Source organism: Gammaproteobacteria bacterium (assembly GCA_034522055.1).
Lineage (GTDB): Bacteria > Pseudomonadota > Gammaproteobacteria > JAABTG01 > JAABTG01 > JAABTG01.
In genome coordinates this window covers 1,219,848-1,241,936 of the sequence record JAXHLS010000002.1, presented here as the reverse complement: position 1 = coordinate 1,241,936, position 22,089 = coordinate 1,219,848, and the positions used below count along the sequence as shown (strand labels likewise).

The following is a 22,089-nucleotide window of genomic DNA, read 5'->3' as shown; positions in this document are numbered from 1 at the left end:
CGCGGGCGGGCTCAGAAGAGGGGCGGCGCGGCGCCGCCCAGGTAGGCATCCATGATGTCTTCGCCCCACATCAGGGCGATCCAGCCGGCGGCGGCGAGGAAGGGCCCGAAAGGCAGGGGCTGGCTGCGTTGTCGGCGGCGGGCCACGATGAGGGCGATGCCCGTCACGGCCCCCACCACCGAGGACAGCAGGATAACCAGCGGCAGCACCTGCCAGCCGAGCCAGGCGCCCAGCATGGCCAGGAGCTTGAAATCCCCGTAGCCCATGCCCTCCTTGCCGGTGATGAGGCGAAAGCCGTGGTAGACCAGCCATAGCAGGCCGTATCCCGCCACCGCCCCCACCACCGCATTCCCCAGGGCGGCGAAGGTGTCGTTTAGATTCACCAGCAGGCCGAGCCACAACAGGGGCAGGGTGATCTGGTCGGGCAGCAGCATGGTGTCCAGATCGATGAAAGTCAGGGCCAACAGCGACCAGCTGAGGACGATGGCGGCAGCTGCGGCCCAGGTGACCCCGAACTGCCACACCACCGCCACCGCCAGCACGCCCCCCAGCAGTTCCACCAGTGGGTAGCGCAGGGAGATGGGCGTGCCGCAGGCGCGGCAACGCCCCCGCAGCAGGAGATAGCTGAGCAGGGGGATGTTTTCCAGGGCCCCGATCGGATGGCCGCAGGCGGGGCAGCGCGAACGCGGCACCATCAGGTTGAAGGTGTCCTGCTCCTCGTGGGCAGTGCCGGCTTCCTCCTCCTCCAGATCACGGCACTGGCGTCGCCAGTCCCGCTCCATCATGACGGGCAGGCGGTGGATCACGACGTTGAGGAAGCTGCCGGCCACCAGCCCCAGCAGCATTACGAGGCCGTAGATTACGGCAGGGGAGAGGGATTGCAGGGGTTCCATGGACATGACAGGCGCGGCGCGCTGGGAGAGGCGGGCGAGGGCGGACGGGGCGGGTGCCGGCCGCCGCCCGGCGTCGTCCTACACCACGGAACCCATCTTGAATATGGGCAGGTACATGGCCACCACCATGCCGCCAATGAGCACGCCGAGAATGGACATCACCATGGGCTCCATGAGGGAACTCAGGTTGTCCACGGCGTTGTCCACCTCCTCCTCGAAGAAATCGGCGACCTTGGCCAGCATGGTGTCGAGGGCGCCGGATTCCTCACCGATGGCCACCATCTGCACCATCATGTTGGGAAACAGGTTGGTCTCGCGCATGGAGGTCTGGAGTTGAACACCCGTGGCGATGTCGTCACGCATCTTCATGGTGCCCTCGTAGTAGACGATGTTGCCGGAGGCCCCGGCCACGGAATCCATGGCCTCCACCAGGGGCACGCCGGCGGCGAACATGGTGGACAGGGTGCGGGCGAAACGGGCGATGGTGGCCTTGCGGATGATGTCGCCGAAGATGGGCATCTTGAGGGCCAGGCGCTGCAGGCCGTGATTGAAGGCCTTGGAACGCTTCTTGGCCTCCGTGAAGGCCCAGACGGCCGCACCGATGCCGCCGAATATGAGGTACCAGTAGGCCACGAAGGCGTCCGACAGATTCACCACGAACTGGGTCATGGCGGGCAGGTCTGCACCGAAGCCCTGGAACAGCGCGGAGAACTGAGGGATCACGAAGATCATCAGGATGGCGGTGACCACGAAGGCCACCACGATCACCGCCATGGGGTAGGTCAGGGCCTTCCTGATCTTGGCCTTGATGGCCTCGGTCTTTTCCTTGTAGGTGGCGATCTTGTGCAGCAGGGACTCGAGGATACCCGCCGCCTCGCCGGCCCGCACCAGACTCACGTAGAGGGCATCGAAGTACAGGGGGTGGCGGCCCAGGGCATCGGCCAGGTTGCTGCCGGCCTCCACATCCGCCTTGATGCTCAGTATCAGCTCCTGCATGGCGGGATTCTCGTGGCCGCGCCCGACGATCTCGAAGGACTGTACCAGGGGCACGCCGGAGGACATCATGGTGGCCAGCTGGCGGCTGAACACGGCGATGTCCTTGGGCGTGATCTTCTTCCGGCCGCCGCCGGAGAACAGGGACCTGGGCTTCTTCTTGACCTTCAGGGGGTTGATGCCCTGGCGGCGCAATTGGGCCTTGACCAGGGCGTCGCTGGTGCCCGACATCTCGCCCTTGACCCGCTTGCCCGATCGGTCCGTTCCCTCCCACTGGAACATGTTCTGTTTGAGCGTCGCCTCTGCCATTGGTGCCCCCGCTGAGGATGCCCCGAAAACGGTCGGGCCATCCGCTGATACATGGATGTGTCACAACTTCCCGGTGCGTCCACGGCACCGGCGGTCTCGCTAGTCCTGGGTGACGCGGTTCATCTCCTTGATGTCGATGACCCCGTCCCTGCACTTCTTGCGCGCCGACTGCCGGATGTCGGCGATGCCTTCCCGCCGTGCCTGATCCGCGATGTCCATGGAATTCTTGCCTTCCATCACCAGGCGCTTCATCTCCTCGGAGACGGGCATCACCTGGTAGATGCCTACCCGGCCCTTGTAGCCGCCGGTGCATTTGTCACAGCCCACGGCCTCGTAGGTGGTGATGCCCTCGTCCACCTCCTGTTCGGAGAAGCCCTCGGCGCGCAGGGCCTCCTTGGGGACGTTCAGGGGCCGCTTGCAGTTGGCACAGAGCTTGCGGGCTAGGCGCTGGGCCGTGATGATGTTGATGGCGGTGGCGATGGCGAAGGGCTTGACCCCCATATCCACCATGCGGGTGAGGGTCTGGGGGGCATCGTTGGTGTGCAGGGTGGACATCACCATGTGACCGGTCTGGGCCGCCTTGATGGCGATGTTGCCGGTGGTGATGTCGCGGATCTCACCCACCAGGATGATGTCCGGGTCCTGGCGCAGGAAGGCCTTCAGGGCCTTCTCGAAGGTCATGCCCGTCTTCTCGTCCACCTGGACCTGGTTGACGCCGGGGAGGTTGATCTCCACCGGGTCCTCGGCGGTGGAGATGTTGACGTCCGGCTTGTTGAGAAGATTGATGCCGCTGTACAGGGACACGGTCTTGCCGCTGCCGGTGGGGCCCGTGACCAGGAACATGCCGTAGGGCCTGTACAGGTTCTCCAGGAACAGTTCGAGCTGGAAGTCCTCGTAGCCCAGGGCCTCCAGGGGGATGCTCATGCTGGAGTCGAGGAGACGCATCACGGTCTTCTCGCCGTACAGGGTCGGGCAGGTGCTGACACGGAAGTCGATGGACTTCTTCTGGGACAGCCGCAACTTGATGCGGCCGTCCTGGGGCACCCGGCGCTCGGAGACGTCGAGGCGGGACATCACCTTGACGCGGGCCGTGATCTTCTGGGCCAGGGACAGGGGCGGCCTGGCCACCTCCTGGAGCACGCCGTCGATACGCAAGCGCACGCGGCAGAACTTCTCGTAGGGCTCGATATGGATATCCGAGGCCCCCTTTTTCATGCAGTCCAGCAGGATCTTGTTGACGAACTTGACGACCGGGGCATCGTCGATCTCGAGGTTGACATCGTCCTTCTTCTCTTCTTCCCCCACATCCAGACCTTCGAGATCCTCGAAGTCGTCGTCGCTGTCGAAGTCGTCCAGGCCCTCGTCCGCCGCCTCCAGGGCACGCTCGATGGCGTGACTGAGCTTGTCCTCCTCCACCAGGATCCCTTCGGTGGTCATGTTCACATGGAACTTGATCTCGTCGAGGGCCTGGACATTGGTGGGGTCGGAGATGGCCACGAACAGCCGGTTGCCGCGTTTGAATATGGGCAGGGAGTGGTGCTTGCGGATGATCTTCTCGTCCACCTGCTTCGCCACTTCCGGGTCGTAGTCGAGGGCATCGATATCCAGCAGGGGCACGCCGAACTCGTGGGCCGCGGCGTGGGCCACTTCCCGCGCGGACAGGATGTCTTTGGCCACCAGATGACTCACCAGGGTGGTCTTGGCCTGGGTGGCATCGGCCTGGGCCTTGTGGGCGTCCTGTTCACTCATCAGGCCTTCCAGCACCAGCTTTCGGGCCAGTCCGCTCAGATGCATGCTGGGGTTCGTTACGGCCATGGGTGACGCGACCTCGGTAAACGAGAGGAAATGATTGCAGTCCCGGCAATGTTAGATGATTAACGGAGTATAGCCAAACGAATCCGGCACTTGGGGCGCGACGTTGGAGAAAGGCTTCACATTGTCGCGCTGCCGGTACATAGAACGTGAAAAAGCCCCCGGGGATTGCCCCCGGGGGCCGCTTCCAGTCCTGCGTGGGGAAGGGGCGTCAGGCCGCGGCGGAATGCGCCCGGGCGAAGGAGGGGCCTTCCTCGCCCCACGATACCTGGATGGTGTCGCCGGCCTTGAATTCGCCCTTGAGCAGGGCCTGGGCCAGGGGGTTCTCCAGGCGCTGCTGAATGGCCCGTTTCAGGGGCCGGGCGCCGTAGACCGGATCGAAGCCCGCCTCGCCGAGGCGGTCCAGCACCCCATCGTCGAGGGCCAGCTCCATGTCCTGGCCCCGCAGACGCTCCCGCAGCCGTTCCACCTGAATGGCGGCGATGGCACGGATCTCCTCCCGCTCCAGGGGATGGAACACCACCACGTCGTCCACCCGGTTGATGAACTCGGGGCGGAAGTGGCGGCCGATGATCTCCATCAGCTCGGCCTTCATGCGGTCGTAGTTCTCGGCCCCCGCCAGCTCCTGGATGCGCTCGGAGCCGAGGTTGGAGGTCATGACGATGACCGTGTTGCGGAAGTCCACCGTGCGTCCCTGGCCGTCCGTGAGGCGGCCGTCGTCCAGCACCTGCAGCAGCACGTTGAAGACGTCCGGATGGGCCTTCTCCACCTCGTCCAGCAGGATCACGGCATAGGGCCGGCGCCGTACCACCTCGGTGAGGTGGCCGCCCTCCTCGTAGCCCACGTAGCCGGGAGGGGCGCCGATGAGCCGCGCCACCGAGTGCTTCTCCATGTACTCCGACATGTCGATGCGTACCATGGCGTCGTCGCTGTCGAACAGGAAGGCGGCGAGGGTCTTGGACAGCTCCGTTTTGCCCACGCCCGTGGGACCGAGGAACAGGAAGGAGCCGTTGGGCCGGTTGGGATCGGCGAGCCCGGCGCGGGAGCGGCGGATGGCGTCCGCCACCGCAGCCACCGCCTCGTCCTGGCCCACCACGCGCTCGTGCAGGGCGTTCTCCATGCGCAGCAGCTTGTCGCGCTCGCCTTCCAGCATCTTGGACACCGGGATCCCCGTCCACTTGGATACCACCTCGGCGATCTCCTCCTCGGTGACGGAATTGCGCAGCAACTCCATCTTCTGGGTCTCGGCCTGGCCGGCGCTCTCCAGCTGTCTCTCCAGTTCGGGGATGCGGCCGTAGGCCAACTCCGACATGCGCCCGAGGTCGCCGGCGCGGCGCGCCGTCTCCATCTCCTGGCGCGCCCGTTCCAGCTCCTCCTTGAGGTGGGCGGAGCCCTGGAGGGTGGCCTTCTCGGATTTCCACACCTCCTCGAGATCGGCGTATTCCCGCTCCACCTGGGCGATCTCCGCCTCCAGGGTGGAGAGGCGCTTGCGCGAGGCCTCGTCCTTTTCCTTGCTGAGGGCCTGCTGTTCCATCTTGAGCTGGATCAGTCGGCGCTCCAGGCGGTCCATCACCTCGGGCTTGGAGTCCATCTCCATGCGGATGCGGCTGGCCGCCTCATCCACCAGGTCGATGGCCTTGTCCGGCATCTGGCGGTCCGTGATGTAGCGATGGGAGAGGGCGGCGGCGGCCACCAGGGCGGGGTCCGTGATGTCCACCCCGTGGTGGACCTCGTAGCGCTCCTTGAGGCCGCGCAGGATGGCGATGGTGTCCTCCACGCCGGGCTCGTCCACCAGCACCTTCTGGAAGCGCCGCTCCAGGGCGGCATCCTTCTCCACGTGCTGGCGGTACTCGTTCAGGGTGGTCGCCCCCACGCAGTGCAGCTCGCCGCGGGCCAGGGCGGGCTTGAGCATGTTGCCGGCGTCCATGGAGCCCTCGGCCTTGCCCGCCCCCACCATGGTATGGAGTTCGTCGATGAACAGGATGATCTGGCCCTCCTGCTTGGCCAGGTCGTTGAGCACCGCCTTCAGGCGCTCCTCGAACTCGCCGCGGAACTTGGCGCCGGCGATGAGGGCGCCCATGTCCAGGGCCAGCACGCGCTTGTTCTTCAGGCCTTCCGGCACCTCGCCGTTGACGATACGCTGGGCCAGGCCCTCGACGATGGCGGTCTTGCCCACGCCGGGCTCGCCGATGAGCACCGGGTTGTTCTTGGTGCGGCGCTGCAGCACCTGGATGGTGCGCCGGATCTCGTCGTCGCGGCCGATCACCGGGTCCAGCTTGCCCTGTTCGGCGCGCTCCGTGAGGTCGATGGTGTATTTTTCCAGGGCCTGGCGCTGTTCTTCGGCATTGGGGTCGTCCATGGTCTGGCCGCCGCGGATGTTCTCCACCGCCTTCTCCACCGCCTCCCGGGTGGCGCCGTTGGCGCGGAGCAACTCACCGGCGGTGCCCTTGTCCTCCACCGCCGCCAGCACGAACAGCTCGCTGGAGATGTACTGGTCCTTGCGCTGCTGGGCCAGCTTGTCGGTGAGGTTGAGCAGCCGTGACAGTTCGTTCGAAACCTGCACATCGCCGCCGGCGCCCTCCACCCGGGGCATTCGATCGAGGGCCTCGCCGAGCTGGCTGCGCAGGGCGTTCACGTTGACGCCGGTCTGGGTGAGCAGGGGGCGCACGGAGCCGCCCTCCTGGCTCAACAGGGCCGTCAGCACGTGCACCGGCTCCATGTACTGGTGGTCGCGCCCCACCGCCAGGCTCTGGGCGTCCGCCAGGGCCATCTGGAATTTCGTCGTCAGTTTGTCCATCCGCATCGGGTCGTCTCCCGCATTTAAGCGTTCAAGGTTTCTCAATTACCTCAATAAATGGGGGGGCAGGCACGATATTCAAGCCGGCGCTTCAGAAGAGGCCCACCTCCATATAGCTGCGGGCGATCTTCTTGATGGCGATGACATAGGCCGCGGTGCGCAGGTCATGGATGTCGGGGTGGGTGGTGCGTAGCTCGCTGATCTGCTGGTAGGCCAGGCGCATGGTGTCGTCGAGGCCGGAGCGCACGAGGTCCAGCTCGTCGGCGCCGCGCACGATGCCGTCGTTCATCCAGTCCGGGATGGCGCGGCCGGTGAGGGCGGACATGGCCTGCAGCAGCTGGCGGCCACGGGTCTCGTCGTAGCGCCGTTCCATGCGCCCGAAGCGCATGTGGGAGAGGTTGCGCACCCATTCGAAGTAGGAGACCGTGACGCCGCCGGCGTTGAGATAGGCGTCCGGGATGATGGTGATGCCGCGCTGGCGCAGGATGTCATCGGCGCCGAAGGTCACCGGACCGTTGGCGGCCTCGGCGATCACCCGGGCCTGGATGTTGGCGGCGTTGTCAACGGTGATCTGGCCCTCCAGGGCGGCGGGGATGAGGATGTCGCAGGGGGCCTCCAGGATGGCGGCCCCATGGGTGTGAAAGGACGCCCCCGGGAAGCCCTTGACCCCCTTGTGCTCGTTCAGGTAGCGGTGCAGATCCTCGATGTTCAGGCCGTCCACGTTGGTGACGGCCCCGTCCCGCTCAATGACGCCCACGATCACCGCGCCATCCTCCTCGGACAGGAACCTGGCGGCATGGTAGCCCACGTTGCCGAGGCCCTGGACGATGATGCGCTTGCCGTCGAGACCGCCAGCCAGGCCCGCCGTCCTGACGTCCGCGGGATGGCGGAAGAACTCCTGAAGGGCGTACTGGACCCCGCGCCCGGTGGCCTCGATACGCCCCGTGATGCCCCCCATGTGCACCGGCTTGCCGGTGACGCAGGCCAGGTAGTTGATGTCCTCGGGCTCCAGGTGTTTGTAAGTGTCCGCGATCCACGCCATCTCACGCTGGCCGGTGCCCATGTCCGGGGCGGGCACGTTGGTGGCGGGACTGAGGAAGCCCTTGCGGATCAGTTCCCGGGCGAAGCGCCGGGTGATGCGCTCCAGATCCTCGCGGTCGTAGTTGAGGGGCTCGATGAGCAGGCCGCCCTTGGAGCCGCCGAAGGGCACGTCCACGATGGCGCATTTGTAGGTCATGAGGGCGGCCAGGGCCTCCACCTCCTCCTGATCTACGTTGCTGGCGTAACGGATCCCGCCCTTGGCCGGCAGGCGATGGGTGCTGTGCACCGCGCGCCAGCCCGTGAATACCTGCACCCGTTCCTTGATGCGCACCGGAAAGCGTACCTGAATGACGGAGGAACAGGTCTTGATGGCCTCCCGGGTGCCGGGGTCCAGCTCGTCGCCCATCAACTCGAGGGCGCGGTCCACCATGTGGTCCACACTGCGCCGGAAGGCGGCGCCTTGGGGCTCTTTGTCCGTCATGGGTCGTGCTCTCCGGTCGAGGGGGCATGGTCGATGCCCCGGGTTCTGGTCGCTAAGGACCGGCACACGACCTCAGTCGAGCCAGATCAGACTGGCCTGCCGGCCCGTGGTGCCGTCCCGGCGATAAGAAAAGAAATGCGCCTCTTCCCTGGCGGTACACCAGCCGCCGCCGCTGATGGAGTCCACGCCGGCGTGCGCGAGGCGCGCCCGGGCGAGCTGGGCCAGATCCGCGTGCCAGTGGCCGTCCCGGCCGGCGCTGAAGGCGGTGGCGGGGGCAGAGGGATGGTCCCCCAGGGCGTCACGCACATCACCGCCGATCTCGAAGGCCGCCGCGCCGATGGCGGGACCGATCCAGGCATGTACCTGCCGCGGCTCGGGGAAGGCGGCGAGGCCGGTCTCGATGACCCCGGCCGCCAGCCCCCGCCAGCCGGCATGGATGGCCGCCACCTGGGTGCCGGCGGCGTCACACATCAATATGGGCAGGCAGTCGGCGGTGAGCACGGCACATACCACGCCGCGACGGCGGGTGAGGCTGCCGTCCGCGATGGCGGGCGCCGCCGTCGTCTCGCCGGCCGTTATCACGCGGGTGCCATGGACCTGCTCCAGCCAGCAGGGCTCGGCGGGCAGGTGTCGCCGCAGCAGGCGCCGGTTGGCCGCCACGTCCGCGGGGCGGTCGCCCACGTGGCCGGCCAGGTTGAAGCCATGGAACGGGGGCGCGCTGTGGCCGCCCCGGCGTGTCGTGAAATGGGCCTTGACGTTGGCGGGGGCGGGCCACTGGCAGGGGTGCAGCTGCGGCAGGCCGGTGTTTGTCATGTCTTCGCCGCGGCGTCACGGGCCAGTTCGTCCAGCAGGTGACGAAAGTCCCCGGGAGGCGGGGCCTCCCAGGTCAGTTCCTCGCCGCTGTGCGGGTGGATGAGGGCCAGGCGCCGGGCGTGGAGGGCCTGGCGACCGAAGCCCCGCAGGGCCTGCTCCAGTTCCGCTGAGCAACCCCTGGGGATGTGCAGGCGTTTGCCGTACAGGGGGTCTCCCACCAGGGGATAGCCGATGTGGGCCATGTGCACACGGATCTGGTGGGTGCGACCCGTTTCCAGCCGCACCCGCACGTGGCTGTGGGCGCGAAAGCGCGCGAGTACACGATGATGGGTGACGGCGGGGCGGCCGCGGGCCACCACGGCCATGGCCACGCGGCGGCTGGGATGGCGCCCAATGGGGGCGTCCACCGTGCCCCCGGCGGTCATCACGCCCACGATGATGGCCTGGTATTCGCGCCCCACCGTGCGATCCTTCAACTGGTCCACCAGGGAGCGGTGGGCGGCGGGGCTGCGGGCCACCACCATGAGCCCCGAGGTGTCCTTGTCGAGGCGGTGGACCACACCCGCCCGCGGCATGGCTGCCAGCCCCTCGTCGTGGTGGATGAGGGCGTTCACCAGGGTGCGGTCGGGATTGCCCGGGCCCGGATGCACCACCAGCCCGGCGGGCTTGTTGATGACCAGGATATGGGCGTCGGCGAAGACGATGTCCAGAGGGATGTCCTGGCCCTGCCAGCGCTCGTCGCGGGGGAACTCCGGGCGTATGACCACATGCTCGCCGCCACTCACCCGATCCCGGGGCCTGCAGACGTGGCGGTCCAGGTGGATGCGGCCGGCCCTGATCCAGCCCTGGATGCGGGCCCGGGAGTAGTCCGGCAGCATCATCGCCAGGGCGTGGTCGAGGCGGGTGCCTCCCAGATCCGCCCGGATGGACAGCTCGATCTCGTCTTCTTTCATGTCCGCTACGGCTTCGCCTCCCATGGGCAACGTGGCATACTTTAACGCCTTGACAGTCCGGCGGGCGGCTTCCCCGCTCCATGCCCCCTATGCCATCACGGTGGGACACTACAGGAAAAACATGCTGAACAGACCCCGTTTCGCCCCTCACGACGCCATCGTCCGTTCTGCCCTCCAGGGGCCAAACCAGTGATCCATTCCGCCGTCATTTCAAAGACGCGCCTCGTCTGGTTGGCCGCCCTGGTTCTTATGCTGGCGGGCTGCGGCCTCCTGCCCGACCAGATCGACGTGACCCGGGACTGGTCCGCCCAGCGCCTCTATTCGGAGGCCAAGGCCAATCTGAACGAGGGCGATTATCAGACCGCCATCGATTATTACGAGAAGCTGGAATCCCGCTATCCCTTCGGCCCCCTGGCGCAGCAGGCGCAACTCGATATCGCCTACGCCTACTACAAGTTCGATGAGCCGGAGTCGGCCCTGGCCGCCATCGACCGTTTCTTCCGCCTCTATCCCCAGCACCCCAACGTGGATTACGCCTATTACCTGCGCGGGCTGGTGAACTTCAACCGCGGCAAGGGCCTCGTCGAGCGCTACCTGCCCACCGACGAATCCCAGCGCGACCCCGGCGCGGCGTTGCAGTCATTCAACGACTTCGCCGAACTCACCCGGCGCTTCCCCGACAGCAAATACGCCGGGGACGCCGCCAAGCGGATGCAGTTCCTGAAGAACAATCTCGCCCAATATGAACTCCATGTGGCCGATTACTACATGCGGCGTGGCGCCTACGTGGCCGCCGCCAACCGCGCCAAATATGTCATCGAGAACTATCCCAAGACCCCCGCCACCCCCGGGGCCCTCGTCGTGATGGTGAAGGCCTACCGCCAACTCGACCTCGACGGCCTGGCCGGCGACGCTCTGCGGGTGCTGGAACTCAACTACCCCGACCACCCCGAGCTGGCGGCCCTGGCCCCCGAGTAGCCCGGCGGCTTCTCTCGCCAAGGCGCCATTCAAGCCCACCCATCATGTCTTTCTGGCTCGTCCGCAAAATCTGTGGGTAAATATTTCGCTCGCGGTGAGCAGGCTGTCGGGCTGAAGCCCGACCTACAGCCCGACCTACCCCCCCCCACCGTCCATTCCTTTGGCACGAATGTAGGTCGGGATTCATCCCGACATTAAACCCCGCCGGGCACACCATGGGCCGGGCCGGAATCACCCGCGGGCTGTCGGGCTGAAGCCCGACCTACAGCCCGACCTACCCCCCCCCCCACCGCCCATTCCTTTGGCACGAATGTAGGTCGGGATTTATCCCGACAATCAAACAGGTTCCTTGGCGTTCTTGGCGCCTTGGCGAGAGCAATTCTGGAATTGGGCCCGACTCTCAGCCCGACTCTCAGCCCGACCCTCAGCGATAACCCGAGGTGATGGGGTAGCGGCGGTCGCGGCCGAAGGCGCGGGGGGTGATGCGGATCCCGGGGGCCGCCTGGCGGCGCTTGTATTCGTTGCCGATGATGAGGCCGATGACCCGGTCCACCATGGCCTCATCGTAGCCGCGGGCCACGATGTCCTCGCTGCACAAGTCCTGCTCCACGTAGAGTTCGACGATGACGTCCAGCACCGCATAGGGGGGCAGGCTGTCCTCGTCCTTCTGGTCGGGGGCGAGTTCGGCGGAGGGCGGCCGTTCGATGACCCGGCGGGGGATCACCTCGCCATTGCGATTACGCCACTCGGCGAGGCGATAGACCATCATCTTGGGAACGTCCTTCAAAGGCGCGAAGCCGCCGGCCATGTCGCCGTAAAGGGTGGCGTAGCCCACCGCCATCTCGCTCTTGTTGCCGGTGGACAGCACCATGCGCCGGAACTTGTTGGACAGCGCCATGAGCAGCACGCCGCGGCAGCGAGCCTGGATGTTCTCCTCCGTGGTGTCCGGCGCGGTGCCTGCCAGGCTCTGGGCCAGGGTGTCCAGAAAGCACTGAAAGGGCTTGTCGATGGGGATGATGCGGTGCTGCACCCCGAGATGCTCGGCCTCGGCCACGGCATCGGCGATGCTCATGTCGGCGGTGTAGCGGGAGGGCATGAGCACGGCGTCCACCTGGTCGGCGCCCAGGGCATCGGCGGCGATGGTCAGGGTGAGGGCGGAGTCGATGCCGCCCGACAATCCCACCACGGCGCCGTGGAAACCGTTCTTGGTGACATAGTCGCGTACCCCCAGCACCAGGGCATGGTAGAGGTCCTCCTCGGTGGAAGGTGGCGCAGGGAGGGCGGTGTCTGCCGGCGTCACGGGGGTGCCGTCGGGCGCTACCTCCACCACATGGATCCCGGTGTCCCAACCGGGGGCCTGGAACACCACCTCGCCATGGCGGTCGGTCACGAAGGAATAGCCGTCGAACACCAGTTCGTCCTGGCCGCCCACGAGATTGGTATAGACGATGGCCGTGTCGTTCTCGCGGGCCCGGGCGGCGACGATGGCGTGGCGTTCTTCGCGTTTGCCGGCGTGGAAGGGCGAGGCATTGAGGTTGATGATCAGGCGCGCGCCCGCCGCCGCCGTGTCCCGGCATGGTCCCTCCTGCCACACGTCCTCGCAGATGGTCAGGCCGCAGGGCATGCCGCCGATTTCCACCACGACGGGACCCGCCCCCGGCTGGAAATAGCGGGCCTCGTCGAACACCCCGTAGTTGGGCAGGATCCGCTTGCGGTAGACCGCCGTGATCTCGCCGTCCTGAAAACACATGCAGGCATTGAACAGCCGCCCGTCCTCGGCCAGGGGCAGGCCCACCACGGCGGTGATGCCCTGCAGCGACTGCCTGAGACGCTCCACCGCGCCGTTCACCCGGGCATGGAGCCCCGGTCGCAGCAGCAGATCCTCGGGGGGGTAGCCGGTGAGGGTGAGTTCGGGGAACACCACCACGCCGGCGCCGAACTCGTCCCGCGCCCGCCGGCAGCAGGCCAAGACCTGTTCGGTATTGCCCGGGATGTCGCCCACCAGCAGGTTGATCTGGGCCATGGCTATGCGAAGGGGAGTGGACACCGTGGCGTTTGCGGACGTGCTGGATTCTCTGGGCTGGGTCAGGCGCGGCGGCCGGCCAGGCAGGCCTGCATGCGCCGCCCCATGTCCGCCGGCGAACGCACGGTGCACACCCCGGCGTCGTCGAGGGCCGCGAACTTGGCCTCGGCGGTGCCGGCACCGCCCGCCACGATGGCCCCGGCATGGCCCATGCGGCGCCCCGGAGGCGCGGTGACCCCGGCGATGTAGGCAGTCACGGGCTTGCTGACATGGGCCTTCACGTAGGCCGCGGCAGCCTCCTCGGCGGCACCGCCGATCTCGCCTACCATGACGATGCCCTCGGTGCCGGGGTCGGCCTCGAACAGGCGCAGGCAGTCGATGAAGTCGAGGCCGTGGACGGGGTCGCCGCCGATGCCGATGCAGGTGCTCTGGCCGAGGCCGAGGAGGCTGGTCTGGTGCACCGCCTCGTAGGTGAGGGTACCGGAACGGGAGACGATGCCGATGACCCCCGGGCGGTGAATGGCCCCCGGCATGATGCCGATCTTGCACGCTCCGGGGGTGATGATGCCGGGGCAGTTGGGGCCGATGAGATGGGCGTCGGGGTAGCGGTCGAGGCCGCGCTTGACGCGCAGCATGTCCTGCACCGGGATCCCCTCGGTGATGCAGACGATGGTCCGGATGCCGGCATCCGCGGCCTCGAGGATGGCGTCGGCGGCGGCGAGGGCGGGTACGTAGATCATGGTGGCGGTGGCAGCGGTGGCCGCCACGGCGTCGTGCACCGTGTTGAACACCGGCAGGCCGAGGTGGATCTGGCCCCCCTTGCCCGGGGTCACGCCCCCCACCATACGGGTGCCGTAGGCGATGGCCTGCTCGGAATGGAAGGTACCCTGCCTGCCGGTGAAGCCCTGGCAGATGACCCGGGTGTCGCTGTCGACGAGGATGGCCATGGCCCTCAGACCTCCGCCGCCGCGACCACCCGGCGGGCCGCGTCCGCCAGGTCCTCGGCGCCTATGAGGTCGAGACCGCTGGTGGCGAGCATCGCGAGGCCCTGTTCCACGTTGGTGCCCTCGAGGCGCACTACCACCGGCAGGGTAATGCCCGTGTCCTGTACCGCCTCGATGATGCCCTCGGCGATGAGGTCGCAGCGCACGATGCCGCCGAAGATGTTCACCAGGATGGCCTTGGCCTTGTCGTCGGCGAGGATGATCTTGAAGGCCTCGGTCACCCGCTCCGCGGTGGTGCCGCCGCCCACGTCGAGGAAATTGGCCGGCTCTCCCCCCTCGAGCTTGATGAGGTCCATGGTGGCCATGGCCAGCCCGGCGCCGTTGACCATGCAGGCGATGTTGCCGTCCAGGGCGATGTAGTTGAGATCGAAGGCCTTGGCCCGGGTTTCCCTGGGGTCTTCCTGGGTGGTGTCGTACAGTCGCGCCAGGTCCGGGTGTCGCGCCAAGGCGTTGTCGTCCACGTTGATCTTGGCGTCCAGGGCCAGCAGCTCGCCATCGGCGGTCACCACCAGGGGGTTGATCTCCACCAGGCTGAGGTCTCGCTCTGTGAACAGGCGATACAGGCCGCCCAGCAGACCCAGGAAGGGCTTCACCTGCCCTGTCTCGAGTCCCAGGGCGAAGGCCACCCGGCGGCCCTGGTAGGGCTGCAGGCCCACTGCCGGGTCCACCAACACCTTGATGATGCGCTCGGGGGTGTCGGCGGCCACCGCCTCGATATCCATGCCCCCCGCGGCCGAGGCGATGATGGCGATGCGCTCCGCCTCCCGATCCACCAGCAGGCTCAGGTACAGTTCGCGGGCGATGGCGGTGACGGGTTCCAGCAGCACCTGGTTCACCGGGTGGCCGGCGCCGCCACCCTGGCCGGTGACCAGCCGCGAGCCCACCAGGCCGCTCACCGCCAGCTCCAGGCCCTCCCGATCATGCACCATCTGTACGCCGCCGGCCTTGCCCCGCCCACCGGCGTGGATCTGGGCCTTGACCACCCAGTCGAAGCTGTCGGCGGTCCGGGCGTGGGCGACGGCATCGGCGGCGGACGACACCACGCGGCCCTCGGGACAGGGTATGCCATACGCCTTGAACAGGTCCTTGGACTGGTATTCGTGCAGATTCATCCCGGCGGCCGATTGGTAATACAATTAACAATAAAGTCGTGAAGCACGATCCCCCCCTTTTATGGGAGAGGGCTGACAATCTTTCTCCCTCTCCCTCTGGGAGAGGGCTGGGGTGAGGGAACGAACGAAGCGACACGCGCGAGTCTTTGATATCCCGATACCTGCGCCTATCGCCATGAGACTTCAATACTCTGTGGATGTTATGGGGCTCTGATGGGACGCGTCAAACAGACTGCATCGGCGCGCCCGCCGGACTTAGGGCATTGCCGTGGCCTGCAGGGCAGCGAAGGCATGGATAAGGGCCTCAATGAGACTAGGCGCCGGTGCCGGGTCCGAATATCCCATGGCAAAGGTGGCCGGCGATGAGGCCGCCGGCCGGGCAGGCGGGTGACGCCGCCGCCTCGCGAGCGCGCCAGGCGGCGGATGCGGAGGCGGCGCAGCGGGCGCTGGCGCAGAACTGGCGGGCGCTGCGCTTCTTCTCCTTCTATCGCATCATCCTCGCGCTGCTGCTCGGCGGCCTGCTGTTCACCACCGATGTCTCCACCCTCATCGGTAGTAAGCTGCCGGTGCTGGCGGCGGCCACGGTGGCGGCGTACCTGGTGTTCGGGCTGGTGGCCGGCCTCGGCGTGCGGTGGCGCTGGCCGGGCTTCCATTTCCAGGTGCTGCTGCAGGTGACCGTGGACATCCTGTTGATCACCGTCCTGATGCTGGCCAGCGGCGGCGTGCGCAGCGGTCTCGGCCCCCTGCTGGTGGTGGCCATCGCCGGCGGCAGCATCCTCACGGTGGGCCGCACGGCCTTCCTGTTCGCCGCCTTCGCTACCCTGGCGGTGCTGGTGCAGGAGGTGCTCGCCTGGCTCTATTTTCTCAATACATCTTATACCCAGTCGGGCATGCTGGGGGCCACCTTCTTCGCCACCGCCTACCTGGCCTATTCCCTGGCGACGCGTATCCGCGAGAGCGAGCGCCTGGCCCGCCAGCGCGGCCTGGACCTGGCCAATCTGTCCCTGCTGAACGAGCACATCATCCGCCGCATGCAGAGTGGTATCGTCGCCGTGGACGCGGACAACCGGGTGCGGCTGCTCAACGAGTCGGCGCGCCGCTTGCTGGGGGTGGGCAAGGGCATGGTGGGGGGCACAGTATCCCAGCTGTCCCGGGAACTGGCGACCCGCCTCGCCCAGTGGCGCAACGACGAACTGCCCGGTTCCGCCATCGTGCGGCCGGAGCATGGGGAGGTGTCGGTCATCAGCTCCTTCGCCGCCCTGGACGATGCCACCTCGGGCAACCTGCTCATCTTCCTCGAGGACAGTTCCGCCGTGACCCAGCGGGCCCAGCAGCTGAAACTGGCCTCCCTGGGACGTCTCACCGCCAGCATCGCCCACGAGATCCGCAACCCCCTGGGGGCCATCAGCCATGCCGCGCAGTTGCTGAACGAATCCCCCGACCTCAGCCCCGGCGACCGGCGTCTGGGCGATATCATCCAGGACCACTGCACCCGCGTGAACGATATCATCGAGAACGTCACCCGGCTGAGCCGCCAGCATCCGTTGGAGCCCATGGAACTGGACCTCGGGGCCTGGTGCGAGGCCTATATCAAGGAGGCCATGCTGGATCCGCGGCTGCAGGCGGGTGACCTGGCCCTCCACGTCGAGGGTGGCCGGCGTATCATGGTGCGTATGGATGAATCCCAACTGCGACAGGTGGTGAACAACCTGTGCGAGAACGGCCTGCGCTATGGGCGGGAGGCGCCCAGGGTGCTGCTCGTCGTCGGCTTAAGCGCCGAATCGGAGCGGCCCTACCTGGAGGTGTACGACAGCGGCCCCGGCGTGGACGAGGAGACCGCCGGCCACCTGTTCGAGCCGTTCTTCACCACGGAGCGCAGCGGCACGGGGCTCGGGCTGTACATCGCCCGGGAACTGTGTGAACTCAACCAGGCCACCCTCGGCCACCTGGGTCGCACCCCCCGGGGCCACGGCTTCCGCATCAGTTTCTCCCACCCCCAGCGCCAGGGGCTGCCGGGACCATGAAGGGTTGTCGCGCCCTCATCGTCGACGACGAGCCGGATATCCTGGAGCTGCTCGCCATCACCCTGGGGCGCATGGACATCCATGCGGTGAGCGCGGACCGCGTGGAGACCGCCAAGGCGCGGCTCGCCACCGAGCCTTTCGATCTGTGCCTCACCGACATGCGCCTGCCCGACGGCGACGGCATCGAACTGGTGCGCCACATCCAACGTCGCCACCCCAATCTGCCGGTGGCCGTCATCACCGCCTACGGCAACATGGATTCGGCGGTGGCCGCCCTCAAGGCCGGCGCCTTCGATTTCGTCTCCAAGCCGGTGGACCTCAAGGTGCTGCGCAACATGGTCAACACCGCCCTGCGCCTGTCGGCGGAGCAACCCGCCCCGGAGCGCACCCTCATCGGCGACGCCCCGCCCATGCAGGTGTTGCGCAGGACCATCGACAAGCTGGCCCGCAGCCAGGCCCCCGTATATATCAGCGGCGAATCGGGGTCCGGCAAGGAACTGGTGGCCCGTCTCATCCACGAGCGCGGGCCGCGGGCGGAACATCCCTTCGTGGCGGTCAACTGTGGCGCCATCCCCGGGGAACTCATGGAAAGCGAACTCTTCGGCCATCGCAAGGGCAGCTTCACCGGCGCGGTGAGTGACCACCCGGGCCTGTTCCAGGCCGCCGACAAGGGCACCCTGTTCCTCGACGAGGTGGCGGACCTGCCCCAGAACATGCAGGTGAAGCTGCTGCGGGCCATCCAGGAGCGCTCCATCCGTCCGGTGGGCGCCGACCGGGAGCTGCCCGTCGACGTGCGCATCCTCAGCGCCACCCACAAGGACCTCGATGCCCTGGTGGCCAGCGGCCAGTTCCGCCAGGACATCTATTACCGCCTCAACGTCATCCAACTGGAGGTGCCGCCCCTGCGGGCGCGGGCGGCGGACATCCCGGAACTCGCCCGCCACGTGCTGCACAAGCTGGCAAAACGCGACGGCGTGGCGGCGTCGGAACTGAGCGAGGCCGCACTGGCGCGGCTCCGCCAATACCCGTTTCCGGGCAATGTCCGGGAGCTGGAGAACATCCTGGAGCGCGCAATGACCCTGTGCGACGACCTCATCGACGCGGAGGATCTGGGCCTGGGCGAGCCTCGAGAGCCCGCCGCCTTGGAAGAGGACGAGGGCAAGGGGTTGGAGAGCCTGCTGGACGAGGTGGAGCGCAACACCATCGTCTCCGCCCTGCGCCAGTGCAAGGGCAACAAGACGGCCGCCGCCAGGGCCTTAGGGATCAGTTTCGGAGCCCTGCGCTACCGGCTGCAGAAGCTGGGCCTGGAAAAACACGACGGCGATGAATGAGGCGAAGGTGCTGATTTTCAGCACCTGGTGCGCAACAGCAGCAGCCGAAAGCCCGGAGCGGGGCTGCGCCGGAGGTGGGCGCCTGTCTATAACCCCATGATAAATATGAAAAGTCTTTAAGGCTTAAAGGATGGCATGGTTGTTGCCGCTATTTACGTGCAAGGCGGACAGCGCCGGAGCGAATCGAAACCATCCTCCAAGGAGATAGCGAATATGAAAAACGTGCAACAGGGCTTCACTCTCATCGAACTCATGATCGTCGTGGCGATCATCGGCATCCTCGCCGCCGTGGCCATCCCGGCGTATCAGGACTACACCAAACGCGCTCACGTCACGGAGGGCCTTAACTTGGCCTCTAGCCCCAAGAACGCCGTGGCGGACTACTACCAGTCCATGGGCGGTTGGCCGGGCAGCAACACCATGGCCGGTGTCGCCCCCTCCACCCAGATTACCGGCAACGCCGTGCAGTCCGTGGCCGTCGGCGCAAACGGGGTGATCACCATCACCTACCGTACCCAGGTCGACGCTGGGTCCACGCTGGTCTTAACCCCCTCCGACCAGGGTGGCTCTATCACGTGGACCTGTGCGGGTGGCGATGTGCGCGATGCTTGGCGTCCGGCCAACTGCCGCTGATTCTCCTAGTCGGCCACAGTATCTGGAAAAAACCGGCGCATAGGCGATGCGCCGGTTTTTTTTGCCCGTCTCTCGACTTCTGTTCGCCACCCCTCTGACCTGAATTATGGTTTCCCTACGACCCACAATCGTTCTTTACCTGGGCCTGGCGCTGACCTGGCTGGTATACTCGCCGGGCTTGTCCGGGGCCTTCCTTTTCGATGATTATTCCAACCTGGACGCCCTGGGCGAAATCCGCACGGGTAGCGAGGGGGTACTCAGATACCTGACCGGCGTCACTCGCCCGGCGGCCTATCTCAGCTTTCTTATTGACGACAATGCGTGGCCATCTCAGCCGGAGCCTTTCCTCTACACCAACGTCCTGCTCCACCTGCTGACCGCCTTGGTCCTGGTGTGGCTGTTCCTGCGCGTGGGCCGCAGCCTCGAGCTGGACGACCGGGCGGCCACCTGGGTCGCCGTGGTGGCGGGCCTGGCCTGGGCCCTGCACCCGCTGTTCGTGTCCACGACCCTTTACGTGGTGCAGCGCATGACCATCCTGTCGGCGCTGTTCATCCTCCTCGGCCTCCTGGCCTACGTGGTGGGACGCGGTCACCTCCAGCGCCGCCAGGGTGTCCGCCGTGGCTGGTTGCTGCTGATACTGGCCCTGCCGGCCCTGTCCGTGGTGGCGTTCCTGTCCAAGCAGAACGCGGCCCTCGTACCCCTCTACCTGCTGCTGTTTGAGCACATTCTGTTCCGGCGGCAGGCCGTTCCCGGGCCCGCCTTCGCCTGGTGGCGGCGCCTCTATGTCTACCTGCCGGTGGTACTTCTGGCGGTGGCAGTGGCGGTTTTCTACCCCAAGTGGTCCGGGATTTACGACATCCGCCACTTCGCTCTGGGCGAGCGCCTGCTCACCGAGGCACGGGTGGTGGCGCAGTACCTCTACCTGCTGCTTGTGCCCCACACCTCCACTAATGGCCTCCACTACGAGAATTTCCAGGTCTCCACAAGTCTGCTCGAGCCGTGGACCACGGTCCCTGCGGTGGTCCTCGTCTTGGCGCTGGCGGCGGCCACGGTGCTGCTGCGCCGGCGCCTGCCTGTGCTCGCCCTGGCCATCGGCTTTTACCTCGCTGGTCATCTCATGGAGTCCACTTTCATTGCCCTCGAGCTGTACTTCGAGCACCGCAATTACCTGCCCTCGATATTCCTGTTCTTCGCCCTCGGCTACGGCCTGGTGGCCCTGGTGCGCCGCCACGGCCGGGTGGCGCTGGCGGCACCGCTGCTGGTGCTGGCAGTCTACAGCGGCGTCACCTGGGCGCGGGCCAGTTTGTGGGGCGACCCGCTGCTGCTGATGGCCGTGTGGACGGAGAATAACCCCACCTCGGGCCGCAACTACGGCGAGGGTGCGCTGCAGGCCAACAAGCTGGGCCGTCCCGACGTGGCCAAGGAGTTCATCATTCGGGGCACCGAAGCGCTGCCGGATGAGATCCACCTGCTCCTCGCACGTATTGGCTATGGTTGCCAGGATGGCGACCTGGAAGAAGCTCAGATCGAGCGCGCCATCGAGCTTTTGAGGATTACCGACCAAATCAAACGGATATACCTCTACCGCAATTTCAAACAAGTGGTGCGAGTGAACCGCGATTTCCAGTGCGAGCCCCTGACCTATGAACGCATGCAGGCGATGCTGCGGGCGGCGCTGAGCAACCCCAACATCGAGGGTTACAATATTCGCCAGCAGGAGATGCTCCACCTGTTCGCCCTGCTGGAACTCTACGCAGGCAACTACGCTCAGGCCCGAGACTATTTCGTAACCGCACTCGACCTTAACCCCCATCCCGACGTCGCGCTGACACAGATCGCCATCCTAGCCTCCGAGGGGCAGTACGAGCTCGCCATGACCCACCTCCGGGAGGCTAAAGGTGAGTTCTATGGCAGGCCCACGATGGGGGAGGGCCAGTCACCTTACGGTCTCGATCAATTCGAGGAGCTGGAGGGGCGCTTGCAACGTGCCCTGGGCCGTCAGGAGCGGCCAGCCGGGGAGGTGCAGTGAAGCTTTCCATCGTGCTTCCTGCCAAGAACGAGGAGACCGGACTGTCGGCGTTGCTGCTACGAGTGGTGGAGTTCTACCCCGACGCCGAGGTCATCGTAGTGGATGATGGCTCCAGCGACGCCACGGCGGCGGTGGCGGCGGGCCACGGCGCGCGGGTAGTGTCACACCCATACTCCATGGGTAACGGCGCCGCTATCAAGGCCGGGGCGCGAGCCGCCCGGGGCGAAGTTCTGGTGTTCATGGACGCTGATGGCCAGCACGATCCGGCGGACATTGCATGCCTGCTGGCCAAGCTGGACGAGGGCTTCGACATGGCGGTGGGGGCGCGTGCCGCCGGTACCCATGCTTCCACCGGGCGCCGAATGGCCAACTATTTTTACAACCGGGTCGCTACCTACATGACCGGTCACCCTATCAGCGACCTTACATCGGGCTTCCGGGCGGTCCGTGCACATCTGTTCAAACGCTTCCTCTATCTCCTGCCCAACGGATTCTCTTATCCGACCACGATCACCATGGCCTTCTTCCGAGCGGGCCACTCCGTCGGGTATGTGCCCATCAAGGCAGGGCGACGTGAGGGCAAGAGCAACATCAAGCTGCTTCACGACGGCGTCAAGTTCTTCGTAATCATCCTCAAGATCGGCTCGCTGTTCTCGCCCATGCGGCTGTTTCTACCCATCAGCTTCGTATTCTTCGGCCTGGGCCTGGTGTATTACGGCTATACCTTCTTCACCATGGGCCGCTTCACCAACATGGGAGCGCTGCTATTCATCTCCTCGCTGCTGATCTTCCTCATTGGCATCATCTCCGAGCAGATCTCCAGCCTGCACTATAAGAATGTAGAGCAGGATCGCGTAAAATAG

16 protein-coding genes are annotated in these 22,089 nt (G+C 66.3%); 6 read left to right on the top strand and 10 right to left on the bottom strand.

What is annotated here, in order from left to right; translation table 11 throughout:
* Positions 1 to 11 precede the first annotated feature (11 nt).
* From U5S82_06005 to rluD, 7 genes are all read right to left on the bottom strand, one after another.
* Positions 12 to 893: an A24 family peptidase gene (locus U5S82_06005; protein ID MDZ7751207.1), complete on the bottom strand. Its 882-nt coding sequence runs from the start codon at positions 891 to 893 to the stop codon at positions 12 to 14.
* Between the two features lie 78 nt (positions 894 to 971).
* Positions 972 to 2,195 (bottom strand): type II secretion system F family protein, encoded by a 1,224-nt coding sequence (locus U5S82_06000; protein MDZ7751206.1) that lies wholly within the window; start codon positions 2,193 to 2,195, stop codon positions 972 to 974.
* A 99-nt stretch (positions 2,196 to 2,294) separates the two neighbouring features.
* The gene (gene pilB, locus U5S82_05995; protein ID MDZ7751205.1) at positions 2,295 to 4,010 is read right to left on the bottom strand and encodes a type IV-A pilus assembly ATPase PilB; all 1,716 of its coding nucleotides are present in this window, start codon (positions 4,008 to 4,010) and stop codon (positions 2,295 to 2,297) included.
* Positions 4,011 to 4,218: 208 nt separating this feature from the next.
* The gene (gene clpB / locus U5S82_05990) at positions 4,219 to 6,804 is read right to left on the bottom strand and encodes an ATP-dependent chaperone ClpB (GenBank protein MDZ7751204.1); all 2,586 of its coding nucleotides are present in this window, start codon (positions 6,802 to 6,804) and stop codon (positions 4,219 to 4,221) included.
* A 91-nt stretch (positions 6,805 to 6,895) separates the two neighbouring features.
* Positions 6,896 to 8,326, bottom strand: a complete 1,431-nt coding sequence (locus tag U5S82_05985; GenBank protein ID MDZ7751203.1) for a Glu/Leu/Phe/Val dehydrogenase — start codon at positions 8,324 to 8,326, stop codon at positions 6,896 to 6,898.
* Between the two features lie 72 nt (positions 8,327 to 8,398).
* The gene (gene pgeF, locus U5S82_05980) at positions 8,399 to 9,139 is read right to left on the bottom strand and encodes a peptidoglycan editing factor PgeF (protein ID MDZ7751202.1); all 741 of its coding nucleotides are present in this window, start codon (positions 9,137 to 9,139) and stop codon (positions 8,399 to 8,401) included.
* Positions 9,136 to 10,092 (bottom strand): 23S rRNA pseudouridine(1911/1915/1917) synthase RluD, encoded by a 957-nt coding sequence (gene rluD / locus U5S82_05975; protein MDZ7751201.1) that lies wholly within the window; start codon positions 10,090 to 10,092, stop codon positions 9,136 to 9,138. Before rluD ends, pgeF begins: the two co-directional genes overlap by 4 nt.
* Before the next feature lie 189 nt (positions 10,093 to 10,281).
* Here rluD and U5S82_05970 point away from each other — a divergent pair, with 189 nt between their 5' ends.
* Positions 10,282 to 11,070 (top strand): outer membrane protein assembly factor BamD, encoded by a 789-nt coding sequence (locus U5S82_05970; GenBank protein MDZ7751200.1) that lies wholly within the window; start codon positions 10,282 to 10,284, stop codon positions 11,068 to 11,070.
* A 424-nt stretch (positions 11,071 to 11,494) separates the two neighbouring features.
* On the opposite strand, the gene U5S82_05965 is transcribed toward U5S82_05970, so the two are convergent.
* From U5S82_05965 to sucC, 3 genes are read right to left on the bottom strand one after another with little or no spacing between them, the layout of a single operon-like run.
* Positions 11,495 to 13,117: an NAD+ synthase gene (locus U5S82_05965; protein ID MDZ7751199.1), complete on the bottom strand. Its 1,623-nt coding sequence runs from the start codon at positions 13,115 to 13,117 to the stop codon at positions 11,495 to 11,497.
* A gap of 38 nt (positions 13,118 to 13,155) precedes the next feature.
* Positions 13,156 to 14,040 (bottom strand): succinate--CoA ligase subunit alpha, encoded by an 885-nt coding sequence (gene sucD / locus U5S82_05960; protein ID MDZ7751198.1) that lies wholly within the window; start codon positions 14,038 to 14,040, stop codon positions 13,156 to 13,158.
* Positions 14,041 to 14,045: 5 nt separating this feature from the next.
* Complete coding sequence (sucC, locus tag U5S82_05955) at positions 14,046 to 15,209, bottom strand: ADP-forming succinate--CoA ligase subunit beta (protein MDZ7751197.1); 1,164 nt, start codon at positions 15,207 to 15,209, stop codon at positions 14,046 to 14,048.
* Between the two features lie 362 nt (positions 15,210 to 15,571).
* Between sucC and U5S82_05950 the strand changes: the two genes are divergently transcribed.
* The 5 genes from U5S82_05950 to U5S82_05930 all read left to right on the top strand — a co-directional run bounded on the left by U5S82_05950 (position 15,572) and on the right by U5S82_05930 (position 22,089).
* The gene (locus tag U5S82_05950) at positions 15,572 to 17,233 is read left to right on the top strand and encodes a HAMP domain-containing sensor histidine kinase (GenBank protein ID MDZ7751196.1); all 1,662 of its coding nucleotides are present in this window, start codon (positions 15,572 to 15,574) and stop codon (positions 17,231 to 17,233) included.
* A complete protein-coding gene (locus tag U5S82_05945; GenBank protein ID MDZ7751195.1) occupies positions 17,230 to 18,564 on the top strand; it encodes a sigma-54 dependent transcriptional regulator in 1,335 nt (444 codons plus the stop codon). Before U5S82_05950 ends, U5S82_05945 begins: the two co-directional genes overlap by 4 nt.
* A gap of 213 nt (positions 18,565 to 18,777) precedes the next feature.
* On the top strand, positions 18,778 to 19,197 hold the full coding sequence (locus tag U5S82_05940; protein ID MDZ7751194.1) for a pilin: 420 nt from the start codon (positions 18,778 to 18,780) through the stop codon (positions 19,195 to 19,197).
* Positions 19,198 to 19,303: 106 nt separating this feature from the next.
* Positions 19,304 to 21,226, top strand: coding sequence for a hypothetical protein (locus tag U5S82_05935; GenBank protein ID MDZ7751193.1), 1,923 nt, complete (start codon positions 19,304 to 19,306; stop codon positions 21,224 to 21,226).
* Positions 21,223 to 22,089, top strand: coding sequence for a glycosyltransferase family 2 protein (locus U5S82_05930; GenBank protein MDZ7751192.1), 867 nt, complete (start codon positions 21,223 to 21,225; stop codon positions 22,087 to 22,089). The genes U5S82_05935 and U5S82_05930 overlap by 4 nt, the downstream gene beginning before the upstream one ends.